The 20,856-nt window shown below is 59.4% G+C and carries 21 protein-coding genes; 7 read left to right on the forward strand and 14 right to left on the reverse strand.

Annotation, left to right across the window (positions count from 1 at the left end; all coding sequences use genetic code 11):
- Positions 1–143 precede the first annotated feature (143 nt).
- The 10 genes from panD to dksA form a co-directional block, all read right to left on the reverse strand.
- Positions 144–524: an aspartate 1-decarboxylase gene (panD, locus tag ALQ04_RS17270; RefSeq protein WP_122316963.1), complete on the reverse strand. Its 381-nt coding sequence runs from the start codon at positions 522–524 to the stop codon at positions 144–146.
- Between the two features lie 7 nt (positions 525–531).
- Positions 532–1,380 carry a pantoate--beta-alanine ligase gene (gene panC, locus ALQ04_RS17275; RefSeq protein ID WP_122316964.1) on the reverse strand — a complete coding sequence of 283 codons (849 nt, stop codon included), beginning with the start codon at positions 1,378–1,380 and terminating at the stop codon, positions 532–534.
- The gene (gene panB, locus ALQ04_RS17280; RefSeq protein WP_122316965.1) at positions 1,377–2,177 is read right to left on the reverse strand and encodes a 3-methyl-2-oxobutanoate hydroxymethyltransferase; all 801 of its coding nucleotides are present in this window, start codon (positions 2,175–2,177) and stop codon (positions 1,377–1,379) included. The genes panC and panB overlap by 4 nt, the downstream gene beginning before the upstream one ends.
- Before the next feature lie 223 nt (positions 2,178–2,400).
- Positions 2,401–2,904, reverse strand: coding sequence for a 2-amino-4-hydroxy-6-hydroxymethyldihydropteridine diphosphokinase (gene folK / locus ALQ04_RS17285; RefSeq protein ID WP_122316966.1), 504 nt, complete (start codon positions 2,902–2,904; stop codon positions 2,401–2,403).
- The gene (locus ALQ04_RS17290) at positions 2,897–4,297 is read right to left on the reverse strand and encodes a polynucleotide adenylyltransferase PcnB (RefSeq protein ID WP_122316967.1); all 1,401 of its coding nucleotides are present in this window, start codon (positions 4,295–4,297) and stop codon (positions 2,897–2,899) included. The genes folK and ALQ04_RS17290 overlap by 8 nt, the downstream gene beginning before the upstream one ends.
- Before the next feature lie 685 nt (positions 4,298–4,982).
- Complete coding sequence (locus ALQ04_RS17295) at positions 4,983–6,407, reverse strand: sigma-54 dependent transcriptional regulator (protein ID WP_122316968.1); 1,425 nt, start codon at positions 6,405–6,407, stop codon at positions 4,983–4,985.
- A gap of 22 nt (positions 6,408–6,429) precedes the next feature.
- Complete coding sequence (locus ALQ04_RS17300) at positions 6,430–9,384, reverse strand: sensor histidine kinase (RefSeq protein ID WP_122316969.1); 2,955 nt, start codon at positions 9,382–9,384, stop codon at positions 6,430–6,432.
- Positions 9,368–9,544, reverse strand: a complete 177-nt coding sequence (locus ALQ04_RS17305) for a hypothetical protein (RefSeq protein WP_002552060.1) — start codon at positions 9,542–9,544, stop codon at positions 9,368–9,370. Before ALQ04_RS17305 ends, ALQ04_RS17300 begins: the two co-directional genes overlap by 17 nt.
- A gap of 89 nt (positions 9,545–9,633) precedes the next feature.
- Positions 9,634–10,521, reverse strand: a complete 888-nt coding sequence (gluQRS, locus tag ALQ04_RS17310) for a tRNA glutamyl-Q(34) synthetase GluQRS (RefSeq protein WP_122316970.1) — start codon at positions 10,519–10,521, stop codon at positions 9,634–9,636.
- Between the two features lie 152 nt (positions 10,522–10,673).
- Positions 10,674–11,114, reverse strand: coding sequence for an RNA polymerase-binding protein DksA (dksA, locus tag ALQ04_RS17315; RefSeq protein WP_122316971.1), 441 nt, complete (start codon positions 11,112–11,114; stop codon positions 10,674–10,676).
- A 340-nt stretch (positions 11,115–11,454) separates the two neighbouring features.
- On the opposite strand from dksA, the gene ALQ04_RS17320 reads away from it, so the two are divergent.
- Positions 11,455–12,627 (forward strand): pyridoxal phosphate-dependent aminotransferase, encoded by a 1,173-nt coding sequence (locus ALQ04_RS17320; RefSeq protein WP_122316972.1) that lies wholly within the window; start codon positions 11,455–11,457, stop codon positions 12,625–12,627.
- Positions 12,627–13,340 (forward strand): DNA/RNA nuclease SfsA, encoded by a 714-nt coding sequence (gene sfsA / locus ALQ04_RS17325; protein ID WP_122316973.1) that lies wholly within the window; start codon positions 12,627–12,629, stop codon positions 13,338–13,340. Before ALQ04_RS17320 ends, sfsA begins: the two co-directional genes overlap by 1 nt.
- 1 nt (position 13,341) lies before the next feature.
- Here the strand turns inward: sfsA and ALQ04_RS17330 are convergent, their stop codons facing one another.
- Positions 13,342–13,674 (reverse strand): Rieske (2Fe-2S) protein, encoded by a 333-nt coding sequence (locus tag ALQ04_RS17330; RefSeq protein WP_122316974.1) that lies wholly within the window; start codon positions 13,672–13,674, stop codon positions 13,342–13,344.
- A 41-nt stretch (positions 13,675–13,715) separates the two neighbouring features.
- On the reverse strand, positions 13,716–13,943 hold the full coding sequence (locus tag ALQ04_RS17335) for a hypothetical protein (protein ID WP_122316975.1): 228 nt from the start codon (positions 13,941–13,943) through the stop codon (positions 13,716–13,718).
- 25 nt (positions 13,944–13,968) lie between these two features.
- Here ALQ04_RS17335 and ALQ04_RS17340 point away from each other — a divergent pair, with 25 nt between their 5' ends.
- From ALQ04_RS17340 to deoC, 5 genes are all read left to right on the forward strand, one after another.
- On the forward strand, positions 13,969–14,856 hold the full coding sequence (locus ALQ04_RS17340; protein WP_409077270.1) for a hemin ABC transporter substrate-binding protein: 888 nt from the start codon (positions 13,969–13,971) through the stop codon (positions 14,854–14,856).
- Between the two features lie 50 nt (positions 14,857–14,906).
- Positions 14,907–15,890: an iron ABC transporter permease gene (locus ALQ04_RS17345; RefSeq protein ID WP_183142207.1), complete on the forward strand. Its 984-nt coding sequence runs from the start codon at positions 14,907–14,909 to the stop codon at positions 15,888–15,890.
- The gene (locus tag ALQ04_RS17350) at positions 15,890–16,657 is read left to right on the forward strand and encodes a heme ABC transporter ATP-binding protein (RefSeq protein WP_122316978.1); all 768 of its coding nucleotides are present in this window, start codon (positions 15,890–15,892) and stop codon (positions 16,655–16,657) included. The genes ALQ04_RS17345 and ALQ04_RS17350 overlap by 1 nt, the downstream gene beginning before the upstream one ends.
- Before the next feature lie 13 nt (positions 16,658–16,670).
- Positions 16,671–17,576, forward strand: coding sequence for a ChaN family lipoprotein (locus ALQ04_RS17355; protein WP_122316979.1), 906 nt, complete (start codon positions 16,671–16,673; stop codon positions 17,574–17,576).
- Between the two features lie 119 nt (positions 17,577–17,695).
- Entirely contained in the window at positions 17,696–18,475 is a 780-nt protein-coding gene (gene deoC / locus ALQ04_RS17360) for a deoxyribose-phosphate aldolase (RefSeq protein WP_122316980.1), read from the forward strand.
- A gap of 305 nt (positions 18,476–18,780) precedes the next feature.
- Here the strand turns inward: deoC and ALQ04_RS17365 are convergent, their stop codons facing one another.
- Complete coding sequence (locus ALQ04_RS17365) at positions 18,781–19,125, reverse strand: pentapeptide repeat-containing protein (protein ID WP_122316981.1); 345 nt, start codon at positions 19,123–19,125, stop codon at positions 18,781–18,783.
- Positions 19,126–19,219: 94 nt separating this feature from the next.
- Positions 19,220–20,758, reverse strand: a complete 1,539-nt coding sequence (locus ALQ04_RS17370) for a bifunctional aminoglycoside phosphotransferase/ATP-binding protein (protein WP_122316982.1) — start codon at positions 20,756–20,758, stop codon at positions 19,220–19,222.
- Positions 20,759–20,856: the final 98 nt, after the last annotated feature.

Genomic DNA, 20,856 nt, shown 5'->3' on the forward strand with positions numbered 1-20,856 from the left:
GGTCGCAAACTCGAATGCTCGGCAACATAACGGAGGAGACTACCCTCCGCATGCCTGTTTGTCTGCGCTTTGTCTGACCAGGTCCCGGTACTATTTCACACAGTCTGTAGGTGGCCGGGTTAGCGGTGTGCTGTATGGATTGCTCAGGCAACCTGTACCGGTATGGCATTGCTGGTGTGGCTTAGTTCATTGCCCGGCGCCATATAGAGCATGCGTGGCTTGAAATTGGCCAGCTCGGCTTCGGAGTAGTGAGCATAGGCGCAGATGATCACGCGGTCGCCGACTTTCGCCTTGTGGGCGGCGGCCCCATTGACCGAAATCATCCGCGAACCTTCTTCGCCGCGAATGGCGTAGGTGGTGAAGCGCTCGCCATTGTCGATGTTGTAGATCTGGATCTGCTCGTATTCGCGAATGCCGGACAGGTCCAGCCACTCGCCATCGATGGCGCATGAGCCTTCGTAGTCGAGCACGGCGTGGGTGACTTCGGCACGGTGCAGTTTGGCTTTGAGCATCACGGTGTGCATCTTGTTGTTATTCCTTGGTCAGGTGCAGATTGTCGATCAGGCGGGTCTTGCCCAGGAAGGCGGCAACCAGAATGACCAGATCACGGTCTTCGGCAGTTGCAGGGCGCAGGCTGGTGGCTTCGCGCACTTCCAGGTAGTCGATACGGAAACCTTCGGCTTCCAGGGTTTTCTTGCCGATGGCGATCAGGCTGTGGATATCTTCGTTGCTGCGAATGCCTTCGCCGATAATGCTGAGGACCCGATACAGCGCAGGCGCCTGGGCGCGTTGCTCTGTGCTCAGGTAACCGTTGCGCGACGACAGCGCCAGGCCATCGGCCGCACGCACGGTCGGCTCGCCAATGATCTGGATCGGCATGTTCAGGTCGCGGACCAGTGCCCGGATCACCGCCAGTTGCTGAAAATCCTTTTCGCCAAATACGGCCAGGTCAGGCTGCACCATGTTGAACAGCTTGCTGACGACAGTGGCGACACCGTCGAAATGCCCGGGCCGGCTGGCGCCGCACAGTCCTTCGGACAGGTGCGGGACGCTGACCAGGGTCTGATCGGCCATGCCGTGGGGATACATTTCCTCGACGCTGGGTGTGAACAGCAGATTGCAGCCGGCTTCCAGGAGTTTTTCCTGGTCGGCGGCCAGCGTGCGCGGGTAGCTCGCCAGGTCTTCGTTGGGACCGAACTGCAGCGGGTTGACGAAAATGCTCGCGACCACGAAGTCGGCCCGCTGGGTCGCCCGGGTAACCAGTGCGGCGTGCCCGCTGTGCAGATTGCCCATCGTGGGCGTCAAGCCGATCCGTTTACCTTCGCTGCGGGCGCGCGCAACGGCTGCGCGCAGTTCCAGTACGGTTTTTACTGTGTTCATGCCGAGAATCCGTGTTCTGTTGCCGGGAAGCTGACGCTTTTCACTTCGTTGACGTAGGCCTGGATGGCTGACTGGATATCAGGCTGGCCAGCCATGAAGTTCTTCACGAACTTGGGGACGCGGCCGCTGATCGACAGGCCGAGCATGTCATGCATCACCAGTACCTGGCCGTCGGTGGCGCTGCCGGCACCGATGCCGATAACCGGGACTTTCACCGCGTGGGTGATTTCCTCGGCCAGTTCGCTCGGCACGCACTCCAGCAGAATCATGGCTGCACCAGCCTGTTCCAGGGTAATTGCATCGGCACGCATCTGGCGGGCCTGGGCTTCCAGGCGGCCCTGAACCTTGTAGCCACCCAGTACGTTCACCGCTTGTGGCGTCAGGCCCATGTGTGCGCAGACCGGAATCCCGCGCTCGGCGAGCAGGCGGATGGATTCGGCCAGCCATGCGGCCCCTTCGACCTTGACCATGTGTGCGCCAGCCTGCATGAGCGCTGCACTGTTGTTGAAGGTCTGTTCAAGTGTGGCGTTGGCCATGAATGGCAGGTCGGCAAGAATCAGCGCGCCTTGATTGCCGCGTTTGACGCAGGCAACGTGGTAGGCCATCTCGGCGGTAGTCACTGGCAAGGTGCTGTCATGACCTTGCAGGACCATGCCCAGCGAGTCGCCTACCAGCAACACTTCGACACCTGCCTGGCTGGCAGTGTGGGCGAAAGTTGCGTCGTAGCAGGTCAGCATGGTGATTTTTTCACCTTTGTGCTTGAGGGCCAGCAACGACGTAATAGTTATATCAGGCATTCAAAGTCTCCATCAGGCGCTGTGCACACTGCGGCGATTCATCTTGGAAAAGCAGGCACACCGTCGTATCGCGGTGTTTCGCAAAGGCCTGTTTCGCGCCCATTCACCAACGGGGTGGCGGCGGGAGGCCTATCTTCGTGAGGAGGGGGCATGAAGTCAATTGCGTGTGTTACCCGTTTTCTTCATCGGTTACAGATGTAACGTAACGGGTGACACCCTGGCGTTACGCCTGAGCGGACAAACGCTCCAGCCCGCTGAACGGGCAATCGGCCAGTAACTGCTCCAGCGTACGTCCGTCGGCCAGATCCAGGCCGGGGGCGAGTTCTGCCAGTGGGTAGAGAACGAAGGGCCGGGCGTGCATGTGATAGTGCGGCACCTTGAGGCGGGGTTCGTCGATCAGCCGCTCGCCGAACAGCAGGATATCCAGGTCCAGCGTGCGTGGTCCCCAGCGTTCATGGCGTTCACGACCTTGATCCAGCTCGATGCCTTGCAGGGCGTCGAGCAGCGCCAGCGGGGTCAGCGCAGTGTCCAGTGCGGCAACGGCATTGGTGTAGCGCGGCTGGCCGGGCAGCAGCGAATCGCTGACATAAAACGACGAAACGCCTGCCAGATGGCTTTGCGGCAATTGCGCCAGAGCGTCGAGAGCGTGGCGCAGTTGTTCGGCCGGGTCAGCGAGATTGCTGCCCAGGCCGATATAGACACGTTCGTTGCTCGATGGCTTACTCACCCGACGCCTCGGCGTCTGAGCGCTTGCGTTTGGCGCCGCTGCTGCGACGTCGCTTGCGAGGGCCGGTGCCCGTTGCTTCGGGCTTGCTGCTCAGGTCGCGAATCATGTTGCGGCGTTCGCTGTCGTTACTGTCCTGATAATCGGTCCACCACTCGCCCAGACCGTCGGTCTGCTCGCCTGCCGCTTCGCGCAACAGCAGGAAGTCGTAACCGGCACGGAAGCGTGCGTTGTCGAGCAACTGGTCGGCTCGTTTGCCGGAGCGGCGCGGCAGGCGTTCCTGCATGTCCCAGATCTCGCGGATCGGCATGGTGAAGCGCTTGGGGATCGCGATGCGCTGGCATTGCTCGATGATCAGCTCGTGTGCAGCTTCCTGCATGGCGGCAATCGGCGGCATGCCACGTTCCTGCAGGCGCAGCACCTTGACGGGCAATGCCGGCCAGAGCAGGGCGGCGAACAGGAAGGCCGGGGTTACCGGTTTGTTCTGCTTGATGCGCAGGTCGGTATTGATCAAGGCCTGGCTGATCAGGGTGTGGGTATAGGTCGGGTTGTATTCCAGCGCCTTGGAGCTGGCCGGGAACAGCGGCTCGAACAGCTCCAGGTCCACCAGCATTTCAAAGGTCGGTTCGGCATGGCCGGACAGGAACAGCTTGAGCACTTCTTCAAACAGACGTGCCGACGGAATATCGCGCAGCATCGGGGCCAGCGGGCGAATCGGCAGGGTGCTGTGCTTTTCGATGCCGAAATCCAGCTTGGCGGCGAAACGCACGGCCCGCAGCATGCGCACCGGGTCTTCTTTATAGCGCTGTTCCGGGTCGCCAATCAGGCGGATCAGGCGATTGCGGATGTCGTGTACGCCATTGGCGTAATCGAGAATGCGCTCGCTGACCGGATCGTAATACAGCGCGTTGATCGTGAAGTCCCGGCGTTGGGCGTCTTCTTCAAGCGTGCCATAGACGTTGTCGCGCAGGATGCGGCCGCTTTCATTGCGCGAGGACTGGTTGCTGTCCTCGTCTTCCTCGTCCTGAGGATGATTGGCGCGAAAGGTCGCAACTTCGATGATTTCCCGACCGAAGTGGATATGCACCAGCTTGAAACGACGACCGATGATCCGCGCGTTGCGGAACTCGGCGCGCACCTGTTCAGGGGTGGCGCTGGTCGCGACGTCGAAATCCTTGGGCTCGATATTGAGCAGCAGGTCGCGTACGCAACCGCCGACCAGATAAGCCTGGTAGCCGGCATTTTGCAGGCGCTCGACGATATTGACGGCATGACGGCTGAATTGGCTGCGTTGCAGCGAGTGCTGGCTGCCATTGAGCACTTCAGGCGTGGTGCGCGTGTGTTGCTGCGGTTTACGCAGTGGGGAACGGAATGACTGGAACAGCTTCTTCAGCATGGGATGCACTGTTTGAAGGAATATTCGGCCAAAACGAAGAATGACCGCACGATGGCCGGGGATTCTAGCATTTAGTCGAGGGATGGTGTAGGAAGCTGCGCATTGGCATCAAGGAGGGGTAAAAGCTCTGGAAGCTACTGGGGGAGCCGAAGCTCCCCCAAAGTGCGTGCTCTTTATTTTTATTGTCTGTTCGGGCTTCTTGTTTTTGTTGAGTGCCCGTTCACAGGGTTTCGCCTGTGAAATCTCCCAATCGGGAGTCAAGAGCAAACGGATTGCTTTGGTCGCTGTGTTGCAATGATCATTCGATCCAACCAGTTCAGGCTCTACCTAAGGGTAGTTTTTATTATTCTCGGCCTGGTTGCGGGGCAAGCCCCAAATACAACTCCTCTCCAAAAGAATCAGTTAGCTGCGCCTCCGCCGTGTTGTTCTTGTTATGCGTGAGTCGATTCGTCTTATTTTTATTATGGGTGTCGTACTGCTTGTTGTTTTTCTTGTACTAAGCATATAGCAGAAGGTGTGCCAACTTTTCAAAGTCCAGTAAAACCGGGGCTTTGCGGGGAGAAGGCTTTTGCGGCGGGTATAAAAAAACCGGGACTTCGTTACCGTAAGACCCGGCTTTTGTTACGTGGAAGCACTGAGGTAACAGTTTTGTCAGCTGGCCTGCGTAACGCGGGCCAGAGCCTTCTCAGGTTTCGCTGGCGACACCCTTGCGACGTGGAATGCCCAGGCGCTGACGACGTTCCCACAGACATTTGCGACTGACGCCCAGCTTGCGCGCCAGTTCGGTTTCGGTCATGTGATCCTGATGCTCCAGTACGAAATGCTGGAAGTAGTCTTCCAGCGACAAGTCTTCGGCCGGCTCGTTGTTGGTCGAGGTCGCGTTATTGCTCAGCGGCGCCAGGCCCATGTACTCGTCATCGTCCAGACCGTCCAGCTCGATATCGATACCCAGCAGGTCGGCAGAGATTTCCGGGCTCTCGCACAGGATCACCGAGCGCTCCACGGCGTTTTCCAGTTCCCGTACGTTACCTGGCCAACTGTAATGACGGATTGCTTGTTCCGCATCCGGGGCAAACGTCAGGTCGTTGCGGCCCGCCTTGGCGCTCTGGCGTACCAGAAATGCACGGGCGATTTCGAGCACGTCGCTTCCGCGCTCGCGTAGTGCAGGCAATTTCAGTGCAATCACGTGCAGGCGGTAATAAAGGTCTTCGCGGAACTCGCCATTCTTGGCCAGGGTCTTGAGGTCCCGGTGCGTGGCGGCGATCAGGCGGACATCGACCTTTTGCGACTGCACGGAGCCTACGCGGCGAATTTCGCCTTCCTGCAATACCCGCAGGAGCCGGGCCTGGGCTTCCAGAGGCAGTTCGCCGATTTCGTCGAGAAACAGGGTTCCGCCATCGGCGGCTTCTACCAGACCGGCGCGGCCTGCGCTGGCGCCGGTGAACGCGCCTTTTTCATGGCCGAACAGTTCGGACTCGATCAGCGATTCGGGAATCGCCGCGCAGTTCACGGAAATCATGGGGGCCTTGGTGCGGCGCGAAAGGTTGTGCAGGGCGCGGGCGACCAGTTCCTTGCCGGTGCCTGATTCACCCTGAACCAGAACGTTGGAATCGGTCGGCGCGACTTTGCGGATCTTGCTGTACAGATCCAGCATCGGCGGGCAGGAGCCGATAATGCCGATTTCACCGTTTGGCGCGGCACCCTTGTCGGCACCGCCGGTCTTGGCGGATGTGCTGCGTTCGGCCTGCTGGCCACTGGTCTGGCGATCACGCAGGATGCGCGAGACGGCCTGGAGCATTTCATCGTGGTCAAAGGGTTTGGCGATGTAATCCACCGCACCCATTTTCATCGAATCCACGGCCGAGCGCAGGCTGGCGTAGCTGGTCATTATCAATACAGGCTTGCCTTCACCGAGCTTGATCAGTTCGGTGCCGGGTGCGCCAGGCAAACGCAGGTCGCTGATGATCAGGTCGAACGAGGGGATGTTGAAACGCTCCTGAGCCTCGGGTACCGAACCTGCTTCGCTGACTTCGTACTGGTTGCGCTCAAGCAGACGACGCAGGGCAGAGCGGATAATGGTTTCGTCTTCGACGATCAAAATATGCGGCATCGATTCAGTTCTCTCGACGGTCTCAGTTCACGGCGGACGTCGCTTCGACATGGCGCGGTAGGGTTACCCTGATACGGGTGCCTCGTTGCTGCTCCGGATCGGCCGGGCTGTCGATGGTGATTTGTCCATAATGCTCTTCAACGATGGAATAGACCAGTGCAAGACCTAGTCCGGTTCCTTCCCCCGGCTCCTTGGTCGTGAAGAATGGTTCAAACAATCGATCCATGATTGCCTTTGGAATTCCACTGCCTTCGTCTTCGACGATCAGATCCACAGTGTGTTCGGATGCTTCGCTCTTGACCCTGACCGCCCCGCCCGACGGCGAGGCGTCGCGGGCATTGGAGAGCAGATTGATCAACACTTGTGCGAGCCGCTGCGGGTCGCCATCGACCTTGTGTCGCGGGTTGCACAGGTTATAGAACTGGACTTCAAAATTGCGCCGGTTGAGCGCGAGCAGACCAATGGCATCCTGTGCGACTTCGGCCAGACAGACGGCTTCGTCGTTATGCTGATGAGCGCCGGCATGCGCGAAGCTCATCAAGGATTGCACGATGCGCGAGACACGTTTGGTCTGTTCGAGAATCTGGCTGCTGATTTCGCGGATTTCACCATCTTCCTCACGCTCTTCGCGCAGGTTCTGGGCCAGGCAGGCGATGCCGGTGATCGGGTTGCCGATCTCGTGGGCAACGCCGGCCGCCAGGCGTCCGATACTGGCCAGTCGTTCCGAGTGGACCAGTTTGTCTTCCAGCATCTGCGTGTCGGTCAGGTCTTCGACCAGCAACACCAGACCACTGCTGCCGGGCGCCAGCGGTTCATCGATGGCCGCCTTGTGCAGGTTGAGCCAGCGGGTCTGTCCGTCGAGGCCGAGTTTCTGTTTGTGCAAGTGTTCATCCGGCACATTGATGAAGCCGGTCAGCAAACCTTTCCACGGCTCGGTAATGGTTTCCAGGCGCGAGCCCACCACGCGCTGCGCGGCAATGCCGGTCAGCTCTTCCATGGCCCGGTTCCACATCAGGATTTCCTGATCCTTGGCCAGCGAACATACCCCCATCGGCAGTTCCTGAAGAGTCTGGCGGTGATAGCGGCGCAAGGCATCGAGTTCGGCGGCAAGGCCGGTCAGGCGCGAGTGATAATCTTCCAGGCGACTCTCGATGAAATGGATGTCCTCGGTGACATATTTCTCGTTGCCGGACTTGTACGGCAGGAAGGTTTCCACCATGTCCTGAGCCACGCTCGGTCCCATCAGGCCGGACAGGTTGGCTTCGATACGGTCCCGCAAGCGGCGCAGGGCATAAGGCCGGCGCTCGTCAAAAGGCAGGTACAGATCGCGCAGCGCCTGCTCGACTTCTTTCTGCGCAGCCTTGGCGCCCAGCGGCTTGGCCAGTTGCGTGGCGAACTCCTGTGGCGAGACGGCATATAGTTCGCGGCGTTGTGGACGGCGGACATTGTCGACGGCGCAGGCCTCGGCGGCGCTGACTTCTTCGGGGCTGGCATTGGTGAACAGGGAAATCAGGGTGAACAACAGCACGTTGGCGGCCAGCGAGGCAATTGCCGCCATGTGCCAGCTTGTGTCGTCCAGCACGTAGATCATGTTCAGCAGCGGAATATAGAAGCCTTGCAGGTTGCCGATCAGCGGCAACAGCATGCCAATGACCCATACCGCCGTTCCGGCCAGCAGCCCGGCGATGAAACCGCGTCGGTTGGCGGTTGGCCAATACAGTACCGACAGCACGCCGGGCAGGAATTGCAGGGTCGCGACAAAGGCGACGATGCCCAGATTGGCCAGATCCTGCTGGGCGCCGAGCATCAGGTAGAAGCAATAGCCGGCAGTGATGATCGCGACGATCAGGCCGCGGCGGGTCCATTTCAGCCAGCGATAGATATTGCCCTCGGCGGGCGGCTGGTAAAGCGGCAGCACCAGATGGTTGAGCGCCATGCCCGACAACGCCAGGGTGGTGACGATGATCAACCCGCTGGCGGCGGCCAGCCCGCCCACATAGGCCAGCAGGGCCAGGGCCTTGCTGTTGGCGGCGATGCCGATGCCCAGGGTGAAATATTCAGGGCTGGTGGTCGCGCCCAGCTTGAGTCCGGCCCACAGGATCAGCGGCACCGCCAGACTGATCAGCAGCAGGAACAGCGGCAGCCCCCAACTGGCGCTGACCAGCGCGCGCGGGCTGAGGTTCTCGGTGAAGGTCATGTGATACATGTGCGGCATCACGATGGCCGAGGCGAAAAACACCAGCAGCAAGGTGCGCCAGGGGCCTTCCTGCAACGGGGTATGCAGCGAGGCGAGAGCGGTCTGGTTCTGCAGCAGCCAAAGTTCGAGGTTTTGCGGGCCGTCGAATACGCCATACAAGGCATACAGCCCAACACCACCGAGCGCGATCAGTTTGATGAGCGACTCGAAAGCGACCGCGAACACCAGCCCTTCATGCTTCTCCCGGGTCGCGATATGCCGCGAGCCGAAAAAGATGGTGAACAGGGTGATCAGCGCACAGAAGGCTACCGCGACCCGATCCTGTACCGGCTCGCGGGTCAGGATGCTGATGGAGTCGGCAACGGCCTGTATCTGCAAGGCCAGTAGCGGGAGAACGCCAATCAGCATGAAAACCGTGGTCAGTGCGCCAGCCCAGGTACTTCTGAAACGGAAGGCAAACAGGTCGGCCAGCGAGGAAAGCTGGTAGGTGCGAGTGATCTTGAGGATCGGGTAGAGCAGGACCGGCGCCAGCAGAAACGCCCCGGAAACCCCGAGGTAGCTGGACAGAAAACCATAGCCATATTGATACGCCAGACCGACCGAACCATAGAACGCCCAGGCACTGGCATAGACGCCCAGCGACAGGGTATAGGTCAGCGGGTGACGGATGATCCAGCGCGGGATCACGCCGCGCTCACTGATCCAGGCGACGCCGAACAGGACCAACAGATACCCGGCGCTGACCAGCAGCATTTGCGTCAGGCTAAAGCTCATCGGCATCTCGCTGGCTCTGCAGAATAAAGGTCACCACAATCAGGATCAGCCACAGCATATAAGGGCGATACCAGGCACCTGTCGCGTCGATCCACCAATCCATGATGGCCGGGGAGAACAGATAAATGCCTACCACCAGAAGCAAGACCAGCCGGTAAATATACATAGGGTCTCCCTACTAAGGAGCGGCATGGTAACGGATGCCGTACAACCTGCAAGTGTACTTGTGCACGAGTTTTACGCGACCGCTCTAGTTCAGTCTATTCGGGCTTCTTCAATTGTGCTCGTACGTGGTATCGCCATCGCATCCCAGTGTGCGATTCCCCAGTCGAGCACTTCCCGTGCACTGCCATAGGCCAGTTCGGGGCCTGGAGCCTGACCAAGGGCGCGCAATGCCCGCAGCAACAGCGGGGTCGCCTGATCGGCTGCCAGAGGGGGCGAGCGATAGGATTTGCCGAGCTTGTGGCCATTGGGCTGGGTGATCAGCGGCACATGCAGGTAACGCGGTTGCGGCAGGCCCAGCAGTTCCTGGAGATACAGCTGACGAGGCGTGGAGTCCAGCAGGTCGGCACCGCGCACGATGTCGGTAACACCTTGCCAGGCATCATCGATCACCACGGCCAGTTGATAGGCATACAGGCCATCGCGGCGACGAATGACGAAATCTCCGGAGTCGCGGCCCAGATGTTGGGCAAAGGCGCCCTGTACCCGGTCGGTGAAACGATATTCCAGCTCTGGTACGCGAATCCGGATTGCGGCGTCTTGCGTGTCATGCCCGGCATTGCGGCAAAAGCCGGGATAGATCCCCTGGAAGTCTTCCAGCTGTTTGCGCGAGCAGGTGCAGGCATAGGCCAGACCGTGGCTGAACCAGCGATTCAGGATTTCGGCATAGGCATCATGGCGCAGACTCTGGCGGACCAGTTCGCCATCCCATTCAAAACCGTAGCGTTCAAGGGTATCGAGAATTGCCGCTTGCGCACCTGCCACTTCGCGAGGCGGATCCAGGTCTTCCATGCGCATCAGCCATTTCCCGCCGACTGCGCGCGCATCGAGGTAAGAGGCCAGCGCCGCGACCAGCGAGCCAAAGTGCAGATAGCCACTGGGGGTTGGTGCAAAGCGGCCGATGTAGGCAGGGTTTTTCATGGCTGCATCCTGTTGCAGGTATCTCGAATGAATGGTTCGTGCAGGAGGCCCAGCATCAAACGGCATGGCCCCAGCGATTCATTCGCGAAAAACAATGTCCCTGAAACCAAAAAAGACGCCGGGGCGTCTTTTTGTTCAAGGCGGGTGTCAGGTCACTTGCCGACCTGTTTTTCCTTGATTTCTGCCAGCGTCTTGCAGTCGATGCAAAGGTCGGCGGTCGGGCGTGCCTCGAGTCGGCGCAAGCCGATTTCCACACCGCAGGACTCACACCAGCCGTACTCTTCATCGAGGATCAGTTGCAGCGTCTTGTCGATCTTCTTGATCAGTTTGCGCTCACGATCACGGGCGCGTAGTTCAAGGCTGAACTCTTCTTCCTGGCTGGCACGGTCTGCCGGGTCGGGAAAGTTTGCTGCTTCGTCCTTCATGTGGTCTACCGTGCGGTCGACCTCTTGCATCAGATCCTGTTTCCACTTGTTCAGGATCTTGGTGAAGTGCGCGCGCATGGGCTCGCCCATATACTCTTCACCCGCCGTTTCAACGTAGGGTTCAAAGCCGCTGATTAGATGATTCTGTTGCTTTTCTGGGGTGGGCATGTATGGACCGCCTCTCACTCTTCTAATCTATTGCGCAGGATTGTTCCATCACCGACACCTGTCGGCCCTGCAGCTGCAAGCGGGCGAACTTACCAGATCAAATCGTAGTGCGCTACTCCCGGTTGTCGAGGATGGTCCCGCTTTTCTCGGGAACGGGACGGGTGTAACGCAAACGCTTCTTTCATTGGGGCTCGCAGCTGTCCCTGCCTTTTTATGTTCGGTTTACCAAAGACTGCCGTTCGATGATTTAAAGTACTGCACTGCAAACGGTTGGTTAGAATCTGGCCGAACTGTTCATGAACGTTATGTTTCTGATTCGTGTTTCATTTAAGGAAGACAAATGGCCCAGCCTTACAGTGAGCGTAGTCGCGCCATCGAACCTTTTCACGTCATGGCGCTATTGGCGCGGGCCAATGAGTTGCAGGCGGCGGGTCACGATGTCATCCACCTGGAAATCGGCGAACCCGATTTCACCACTGCCGAACCGATCGTTGCTGCCGGGCAGGCTGCACTGGCAGCGGGCAAGACCCGCTACACCGCCGCACGCGGTTTGCCGGAGTTGCGTCAGGCCATCGCCGGTTTCTATGCCCGGCGCTATCGACTGGATATTGACCCGGAACGCATTCTCGTCACCCCCGGCGGATCTGGCGCCCTGTTACTGACCAGCAGTCTGCTGGTCGATCCCGGCAAGCACTGGCTGCTGGCCGATCCCGGTTATCCGTGTAACCGGCACTTTCTGCGTCTGGTCGAAGGGGCTGCGCAACTGGTGCCGGTCGGGCCGCAGGAGCGCTACCAGTTGACGCCAGAGCTGGTTGCCAGGCACTGGAATCAGGACAGTGTAGGCGCTCTGGTTGCATCGCCGGCCAACCCTACCGGCACGCTTCTGCATGTGGATGAACTGGCGGCGCTGTCGCAGACCCTCAAGGCGCGCAATGGGCATCTGGTCGTGGATGAGATCTATCACGGCCTGACTTACGGCGTTGACGCGAGCAGTGTGCTGGAAGTCGATAACGACGCCTTCGTCCTCAATAGCTTTTCAAAATATTTCGGCATGACCGGCTGGCGTCTGGGCTGGCTGGTGGCACCTGCCGACGCGGTTGCCGATCTGGAGAAGCTGGCGCAAAACCTCTACATCAGCGCGCCGAGCATGGCGCAATACGCCGCGCTGGCTTGCTTCGAGCCGCAGACCATCGAGATTTTCGAGCAGCGCCGCGCCGAGTTCGGACGCCGCCGCGACTTCCTTCTGCCGGCCTTGCGCGAGCTGGGGTTCGGTATCGCCGTCGAGCCCGAAGGGGCGTTCTATCTGTATGCCGACATCAGTGCCTTTGGCGGTGATGCCTTTGATTTCTGTCGGCACTTCCTGGAAACCGAACACATTGCCTTTACGCCGGGGCTGGATTTCGGCCGCTTCCAGGCCGGGCATCATGTGCGTTTCGCCTACACCCAAAGCCTGCCCCGGCTTGAAGAGGCCGTCGAGCGGATTGCCCGTGGCTTGCGGAGCTGGAAAGGCTGATGCGTTTTTCTCCTGAACTTGAGCAAGGTCGTCTGCTGCTTCGCTACAAACGCTTCCTGGCCGATATCGAAACCGACAGCGGCGAGCTGCTGACCATTCACTGCCCCAATACCGGCTCGATGCTCAATTGCATGCTGCCCGGCGGGCGAGTCTGGTTCAGCCGTTCCAATGATCCCAAGCGCAAGCTGCCGGGAACCTGGGAAATCAGCGAAACGCCTCAGGGACGCTTTGCCTGCATCAATACCGGACGTGCCAATACACTGGTCGAAGAAGCACTGCGGGCCGGAGTGATCAGCGAACTCAGCGGCTTTACGGCGCTGAAGCGCGAAGTGGCGTACGGGCAGGAAAAAAGCCGGGTGGATTTTCGTCTCGAATACCCCGAAGGCTTTGCCTATGTTGAGGTCAAGAGCGTCACGCTGGGCTTCGATGAGTCGCCGGTCGCGGCATTTCCCGATGCGGTCACCCAGCGCGGCGCCCGCCATTTGCGAGAGTTGGCCGCGCTGGCGCGTGAGGGCGTGCGGGCCGTCCTGCTGTATTGCGTGAATCTCACCGGTGTAGAAGCCGTTCGTCCGGCAGAGGAAATCGACCCGGCCTATGCCGCTGCTTTGCGTGAAGCCGTGGCGGCGGGCGTCGAGGTGCTGGCCTATGGCGTGCAACTGACGCCTGAAGAGATTCGTATCGACAGGCGTTTGCAGGTTCAGGGTCTGACCTGAACTAATCGTCTTCATCCGGCAGCATGACCCAGATGCCTTCGGCGTCTTCCCGGCAGGCAATGGCCGTCAGCGACTGCCCTTCGCAAGGCCCCGCAACACACTCGCCATTTTCGATAAGAAACAGTGCGCCATGACTGGCGCACTGGATCAGGCTGGCGCTGTCATCCAGAAACCGGTCCGGTTGCCATTCCAGGGCAATGCCGCGATGCGGGCAGCGATTGCGATAGACGAACACCCGGCCCTGACGACGAATGGCCAACAGCTTTAGCCCCGCACTTTCAAAGCCGCGACTTTCCGACTCGGGAAGGTCGGCTGTGGCGCATAGACGCTTCATGAGGCATGGCGCCCGGCTTGACGTTTAAATGAAAACAATTATCAAATGACTCCGGTTCTCGAATCGAATCCTGCGATGGCAGGATGCTGACAGGCGTGAAGCATTGCCCGCTGACCTCTTAATGCAATCTTAATCCGCCGATTCTGCCTGTTCGCGGACAATTTCGCCCCTTGTTGCGCGCTTTCTAGTGGCTGCAACTGAATGTTCTGCCCATCACTGGTCCGCGCAACAACCGCCATGATCCGGGCTTCTTTAAAGGAAATGTTCATGCGATTTTTCAATAGCGGCGTGTCTATGGCTTTGCTCGGGATTTTTTTCAGCCACCTGGCCCACGCTGCACAGCCTTCGTCCTCCGACACGCCACAACGCTGGGTGAGTGCCGGTGGTGCATTGACCGAATGGGTTGTAGCGCTGGGCGGCCAGTCCAGGCTGGTGGGAGTCGACAGCACCAGCCAGTATCCGCAAGCGCTACGTTCGTTGCCGAGCATTGGTTATCAGCGCCAGTTGTCGTCCGAAGGCATTCTTAGCCTGCGCCCGGATGTCCTGGTCGGGACCGAGGAGATGGGGCCGCCACCGGTTCTGGAACAGTTGCGTGCGGCAAAAGTCAGGGTTGAAGCGCTCCCCGCCGATGCGGACCTGGCGACCCTGAAAAGCAACCTGCAACGCCTGGGTGTCTTGCTGGGCGCCCAGGAACAGGCCGACCGCCTGATCGAAAGTTATCAACAGCAGATGGACAATCAACAGAAGTGGATTGCCCAGGCACAAAAGGACGGCGCAACTCCGGGTGTCCTGTTGCTGGTAGGGCATGGCGGCGGCAAACCCATGGTTGCCGGTAAAGGCACGGCCGGTGACTGGCTGATCCGCCAGGCCGGTGGTCGCAACCTGGCCACCCATGACGGCTACAAGGTGTTCTCGGTGGAGGCCATGGCCGGACTTGCTCCCCAGGTATTGGTCGTGGCTGATCGAACCCTGCGCGGCGAGGCCGCCCGCAAGGCGCTGTTCAAGGAAAATCTGGCACTGGCTGCCACGCCGGCGGCGCGCGACGATCGCCTGTTCGATCTGGATCCGACGCTGTTGGTCGGTGGCCTGGGGCCGCGTCTGCCTGAAAGCCTGCAGGCGTTGTCTCAAGCGTTGTATCCCGCCGCGAAACCGTTGAGTGCCGCTGTCCGGTCTGCGCCATGAAACCGCTGGTGACGCCACGTGTGTTGTTTATCGGCCTGAGCATCCTGTGCATCGTTTCATTCTGGCTGTCACTGGCGCTTGGGCCAATGAGCTTGCCGCTGTCCGATACCTTGCGTGCGGCCTTGCGTCTGACCGGGCTGCCCGTGGCCGGAGAGAGTCTTGAGCAGGCTGAATTGATTCTTGGCCAGATACGTGTGCCGCGCACCTTGCTGGGCCTGGCGGTGGGTGCGGTGTTGGCGCTGTCCGGTGTCGCGATGCAGGGCTTGTTTCGCAACCCGTTGGCCGACCCCGGGCTGGTCGGGGTTTCCAGTGGCGCATCTCTGGGAGCTGCGCTGGCGATCGTTGGCGTTAGCCTGTGGGGAAATGTTCCGGATGCCATTGCTCCGTATCTGTTATCGGCCTGCGCTGTGGTTGGCGGGCTGCTGGTGACCAGCATGGTGTATCGCCTCGGGCGGCGCGATGGCCAGACCAGTGTGGCAACCATGCTGCTGGCCGGTATCGCGTTGACCGCGCTCTCGGTGTCGATCATCGGTTTGCTGACCTATCTGGCGGATGACGCGACGTTGCGTACGCTCACGTTCTGGAACATGGGCAGTCTTAACGGTGCCACTTACGCGCGACTGTGGCCGTTGCTGCTGGTGTGTGTGGCGATCATCTTCTGGCTGCCGCGTCGAGCCAAGGCCTTGAATGCCCTGTTGCTGGGCGAGTCCGAAGCGCGGCACCTGGGGATCAATGTCGAAGTCCTCAAGCGTGAGCTGGTTTTCTGCACGGCGCTGGGCGTCGGCGTTGCGGTGGCGGCGGCTGGCATGATCGGTTTTATCGGGCTGATCGTGCCGCATCTGATGCGCCTGCTGGCGGGCCCGGATCATCGGGTTCTGTTGCCGGCTTCGGCGTTGGCGGGAGCCAGCCTGCTGCTGTTTGCCGATATTATTGCGCGGCTGGTGATGGCGCCTGCGGAGTTGCCTATCGGCATCGTTACGGCACTGCTGGGTGCGCCGTTCTTTCTGTATCTGCTGGTGCGAGGGCGTCACTGATGTTGCGAGCCGAAAAGCTGCATATCCATCGCGGCGCACAAAGCGTTCTTGCGGATATCGATCTGCACTTGCAGCCCGGGCAAGTACTGGGTGTGCTCGGTCCCAACGGGGCAGGCAAAAGTACGTTGCTGGCTGCCCTGTGTGGCGAGCTCAAGCCATCGCAAGGAGAGGTCTGGCTGCAACAGCGTCTGCTCGCGCAGTGGCAGGGCGCGGAACGGGCACGCAGCCTGGCAGTACTGCCGCAGAGCTCGACCCTGAGTTTTGCATTCCGCGTCGATGAAGTGGTCGCCATGGGGCGTCTGCCTCATGAAACCGGCCATGACATTGATCGGCAAATCGTCCGTGACGCGCTGCAGGCTGCCGATGCCTTGCATCTTGGCGAGCGCAGTTACATGGCCCTGTCAGGTGGCGAGCGTCAGCGGGTGCACCTGGCCCGGGTGCTGGCGCAGCTATGGCCTGGGACCAGCGGTTGCACGCTGTTGCTCGATGAGCCGACCTCCATGCTCGATCCTTTGCATCAGCACACGACACTGCAGGCAGTGCGGGATTTTGCCAGTCGTGGCGTGGCTGTCATGGTTATCTTGCATGATCTGAATCTGGCGGCCCGCTACTGTGATCGTCTATTGTTACTCGACAAGGGAAAGATGTACGCGCTGGATCGTCCCGAAGTCGTCTTGCAACCCGATGCACTCAAGGCAGTATTTGGTCTTGAGGTGCTGGTACAGACACATCCCGAAAGAGGACATCCGTTAATCATCGCGCGATGAACAGGTAGGGCGCATGCGTTGTCTTTTCCTGGTCGTGACGCTGGTTTGCCTCAGTGCTTGCCAAGTATCGCGTCCGTTGCTGAATATACCGTCTTGGCAAAGCCCGGGTGGGCATGAGCATTTGGATTTAGGCATGATTCGTGACAACAAGAGTGGGCAGGTGCTGACCGCACAACAGCTTGCTGAGCGTCTTGCAGTTGCCCCACGTATTCTGGTTGGTGAACAACACGACAATCCCGATCACCACGCATTAGAGTTATGGCTGATGCAGGTACTGGCTGCCCGCCGCCCGCAGGGCAGCCTGCTGCTGGAAATGCTGAATCCCGATCAGCAGGCCCGGGTCGATGCGGTTCAGGCGGATCTGGCCGAGGAGAAATACCCGGTCGACTTGCCGTTTGCGCTGCAATGGCAAAAGGGCTGGGACTGGTCGCTGTATGGGCCGCTCATGCGCTATGTGCTGGCGCAACCCTATCCGGTACTGTCCGCCAACCTCGATGCGAATGAAGTCATGTCGATCTACAGGGAAATCCCTGAATTCAGCGGTGATCGGTCGACGGCTCCAGCGGTGCGTGAGCGTCTGCTGGCGCAGATTCGTGATGCTCACTGTGGCGTGTTACCCGAAGAACAGTTGCCCGCGATGCTGGCGGTACAGCAGCAACGTGATCGACGCATGGCTCAACGTCTGTTGGCCGCACCGGTTCCCGCCATGCTGTTTGCCGGGAGCTGGCATGTGCGCAAGGATGTGGGAATACCTTTGCATCTGGCTGACCTGGGCGTTGCCGAGCCAGCGGTGGTGCTGCTTCTGGCGCAGGAAGGTGAAGAGGTCGAGCCGCAGAGTGCCGATTACGTCTGGTATACCGCGGCCATGCCTGACAAGGACTATTGCGCTCAGTTGCGCAGGCCAGTAGCAGGCACTTGATGCGACTGGTTCGGTTTTTTCTCTTCTTTAAGTAGTCCTTTTCCCTGACGGCACTGCGTCCCTGTCTGGCCAGGGGCGCTCGTATATTGTCCGGCTCATGTTTTTCGGAGCGGGACGCCATGAAAGAAATGACAGCAGATGATGAGCGACTGGCCTTGCAGGCACTAAGCCTGCTGGAACTGTTCGCCTTTAGCCGTGATGACAGTGAACAACGGATTGTCGGTATGTGCCAACGCGCAGTGACGCCCCTGGGGCAGGTGGCAGCGGTGTGCGTGGCTCCGCGTTTTGTCTGTCTGGCACGTACCACGCTCGATCGTCTGCTGGCACCGGGTGTCCGGGTGGTCGCACTGGTCAACTTCCCCTATGGCGGTTCGAGTATCGAGCCTGTTCTGAGTGAAGTGCGGGCCGCCGTGATGTCGGGCGCCGACGAGATAGATGTCGTCTATCCGTTTCACGCCCTTTTGTACGGTGATCAGCAAACCGGCATGGATATGATCACGGCTTGCAAGGCCGCATGCGGCAATAGCGTGACATTGACCGTTACCCTCGAGACCGGTGGTTTACGTGACCCGCAGATCATCCTGCAAGCTTGCCGCAGTGCCATTCTGTTCGGTGCTGATTTTCTCAAGACCAGCACCGGCAAGGGGCTGGCGAGTACCACGCCGCAGGCTGTGCGCATCATGCTTGAGTCGATTGCCGAAGTAGGCGGGCAGGTTGGTTTCAAGGCGGCCGGAGGTATCCGAACGTTCGGTGATGCCAGGGTCTTCATGGAGATGGCGCGTTCGCGTTTCGGACCGCAGTGGGTCAACGTCGACAGAGTGCGCCTGGGAGCTTCGAGCCTGCTGGGCGATTTGCTGGCGCGTCTTGGGATACTGGAGTCCGATGCCAGGCGACCCTGATCAACACGCAAAAAAAGACCCGGCAAAAAGCCGGGTCAAAAACCGTGATTAGCCTGATGAGGAGATAATCCTGAAAGTCCGAACCAAGGTCTTTCAGGTTATCGGCCAGTCTCGCGACCGGTTGTGATAATCATAACGATTCTCATTTCTAAGTCAACAGTTCTTTTTTCGTACATGAATTTGCCCGTTGAATCCGGGTCGGAGCGAATTCATTCGCGAAGAAGGTATGAAGAGAAGGGCATTACAAAATCAACGCAACACAAAGCCCGCATGCATTGCGCACGCAGGCTTGATGGATGTGTTACTTAGCGCGTGTGGTAGCGCATGCGGGTTCCGAAGGTTACCGACATGCGGATCTCGTCTGCCGACAGCTCGGGCGGGAAGAACGCTCCCGAGATTTGCGCATGGGCAATACTCGCGCCTTCCATCGGGGTGTGGCGCAAGTCCAGGCCGCGCAAGTCTGCCGAGCGGAAGTAGGCGTCAGTAAAATCGATGCCTGCGGTATCGAGAGCACGCAAGTCCAGGCCCCGGAAATCCCCGCCGGCCATGTCGATCGTGCCTGTTTTGGGCTTCTCTTGATTGAAGCCTTCGACATCATCTCTACGCAACAGCATGTAAAGCGGCGAATCGAGCTGTTTGGGCTGGCTCATGGGTGCCTCTGGGTACGTTAGTATTATGGCGCCATTATATCGCCATCATTGTCGAGCCGTGAAGCACTACCTGCCCAACGGCTCTGCTATCAATTCACAGCCCTGGCAAGTATTGACGAAGGTTCTCGACAAGCTGGTCCAGATCACTGCTCTTGTTGGTTTCAACGCGCTTGCTACGCAGGGTTTCGTCCGCATCAAGTGGCTCGCGACTGGCCTGCTGAGCTTCGATGACCTCCAGGGTTGCGTCCGAAGGATCGTTATTCTGCTCCTGGCGTTGTTTTAGCCAGCCGGCAATCACTGCCTGTGGCGCTTCGCAATCCAGAATCAGAAAAGGCACACCCGTTGTTTCGGCAGCTTTGGCCGCAGCATTACGTTGATCGTGCTTGAGATACGTGGCGTCGATCACAGCGGAGAAGCCAGCACGCAGAATGGTTTCAGCCAACTGGTGCAGATGGTCATAGGTTGCCTTGCTGGCTTCAGCGCTATACAGCCCGGCGTCTTGCTCCTTGAAGAGGCGTTTGCGCTCGACATCCGAGCGCAGGCGAATGGCGCCCAGCGACTCGACCAGGCGCATTGCCACATGGCTTTTGCCCACGGCCGAGACGCCATGAGTGATAGCCAGGAAGCGTGACGGAATGGCGCTGTAGCTCTCGGCCAGGTTGGCGTAATTGCGGTATTGGCGCAGGGTGGCGGCACGCTGCACACCGTCGGCGTCTGCGGGCTGGCTGAACAGCGCAACCTTGGCGCGAACCAGGGCGCGATAGGCCTTGTAGAAATTGAGCAGTTCCAGGCCCTGGTAATCACCAGTCTGTTCCAGATATTGACTGATGAGGCGACGCGACAGGGATTTCAGACCGCGGTCTTCGAGGTCCATGGCCAGGAAGCCGATGTCTGCGTAGACGTCAGTCATGCGGAAAGGTTCGTTGAATTCGATGCAGTCGAAAATCACCACCTTGCCGTCGATCACCGTGGCGTTGCCCAGGTGAATATCACCATGGCATTCACGGATGAAGCCTTCAGCCTTGCGCCGGGCCAGCAGGGGTTTGAGGCGCTCGAAGCTCGACTCGGCCCAGGCTTGCAGGGAGTCGAGTTGCAAGAGGTCTGCCTTTTCGCTGATGAGCGGGCGAATCTGCTCGAAGTTCTGCAGGACCGGTGCCATGACGCTGTCAGGAGAGCCCAGCTCATTTTCGCCCAGCACTTGAGGCGCATTGATATGAGCACTGGCAATCTGGTTGGCCAGTTGATCGATGTGTCCTGTGGTCAGTTCGCCATTGGCTTGCAGTGTGCTGAGCAGGCCTTCCTGGGAGAACTGTCGCATCTTCAGGGCGTATTCGATGGCTTCACCGCTGCCTCCCAATTGCGGCGCTTCTGCGGAACCGGTGACCGGGATGACTTCCAGGTAAAGGTCTTCGGTCATGCGCTGGTTCAGGCGCAGTTCTTCATTACAGAAGTGTTTGCGGGCGGCGAGGGTCGTGAAGTCGAGGAAACCGAAGTTGACCGGTTTCTTGAATTTATAGACATAGCTGCCGGTGAGCAGGACCCATGAAATATGCGTCTCGATAACCCGGAAATTCTCTACCGGATGGGGGAAGAGTGCGGGGTTCTGCAGGGCTGCAATCAATGGCTGGCTCACGGACGATCCTTCAAGAGTGGATTCAGAAATGGCATTGCTAAAGGCCGTTATTATGGCCGCTCGGCGCGAGGCTGCAAACCGCTTGCGAGGGCGTCTGT

It is taken from the genome of Pseudomonas cichorii (assembly GCF_003700275.1).
GTDB lineage: Bacteria > Pseudomonadota > Gammaproteobacteria > Pseudomonadales > Pseudomonadaceae > Aquipseudomonas > Aquipseudomonas cichorii_B.

Excerpts from the sequence above, each read along its gene's own strand:
- ALQ04_RS17365 (WP_122316981.1), bottom strand. The coding sequence starts at position 19,125 with ATGAGCCAGCCCAAACAGCTCGATTCGCCGCTTTACATGCTGTTGCGT.
- ALQ04_RS17355 (WP_122316979.1), top strand. The coding sequence starts at position 16,671 with ATGCGTTGTCTTTTCCTGGTCGTGACGCTGGTTTGCCTCAGTGCTTGC.
- ALQ04_RS17320 (WP_122316972.1), top strand. The coding sequence starts at position 11,455 with ATGGCCCAGCCTTACAGTGAGCGTAGTCGCGCCATCGAACCTTTTCAC.
- deoC (WP_122316980.1), top strand. The coding sequence starts at position 17,696 with ATGAAAGAAATGACAGCAGATGATGAGCGACTGGCCTTGCAGGCACTA.
- panD (WP_122316963.1), bottom strand. The coding sequence starts at position 524 with ATGCACACCGTGATGCTCAAAGCCAAACTGCACCGTGCCGAAGTCACC.
- dksA (WP_122316971.1), bottom strand. The coding sequence starts at position 11,114 with ATGCCCACCCCAGAAAAGCAACAGAATCATCTAATCAGCGGCTTTGAA.
- gluQRS (WP_122316970.1), bottom strand. The coding sequence starts at position 10,521 with ATGAAAAACCCTGCCTACATCGGCCGCTTTGCACCAACCCCCAGTGGC.
- ALQ04_RS17295 (WP_122316968.1), bottom strand. The coding sequence starts at position 6,407 with ATGCCGCATATTTTGATCGTCGAAGACGAAACCATTATCCGCTCTGCC.
- panC (WP_122316964.1), bottom strand. The coding sequence starts at position 1,380 with ATGAACACAGTAAAAACCGTACTGGAACTGCGCGCAGCCGTTGCGCGC.
- ALQ04_RS17335 (WP_122316975.1), bottom strand. The coding sequence starts at position 13,943 with ATGAACATTTCCTTTAAAGAAGCCCGGATCATGGCGGTTGTTGCGCGG.
- ALQ04_RS17340 (WP_409077270.1), top strand. The coding sequence starts at position 13,969 with ATGGCTTTGCTCGGGATTTTTTTCAGCCACCTGGCCCACGCTGCACAG.
- ALQ04_RS17290 (WP_122316967.1), bottom strand. The coding sequence starts at position 4,297 with ATGCTGAAGAAGCTGTTCCAGTCATTCCGTTCCCCACTGCGTAAACCG.
- ALQ04_RS17305 (WP_002552060.1), bottom strand. The coding sequence starts at position 9,544 with ATGTATATTTACCGGCTGGTCTTGCTTCTGGTGGTAGGCATTTATCTG.
- ALQ04_RS17350 (WP_122316978.1), top strand. The coding sequence starts at position 15,890 with ATGTTGCGAGCCGAAAAGCTGCATATCCATCGCGGCGCACAAAGCGTT.
- ALQ04_RS17300 (WP_122316969.1), bottom strand. The coding sequence starts at position 9,384 with ATGCCGATGAGCTTTAGCCTGACGCAAATGCTGCTGGTCAGCGCCGGG.
- ALQ04_RS17330 (WP_122316974.1), bottom strand. The coding sequence starts at position 13,674 with ATGAAGCGTCTATGCGCCACAGCCGACCTTCCCGAGTCGGAAAGTCGC.
- sfsA (WP_122316973.1), top strand. The coding sequence starts at position 12,627 with ATGCGTTTTTCTCCTGAACTTGAGCAAGGTCGTCTGCTGCTTCGCTAC.
- panB (WP_122316965.1), bottom strand. The coding sequence starts at position 2,177 with ATGCCTGATATAACTATTACGTCGTTGCTGGCCCTCAAGCACAAAGGT.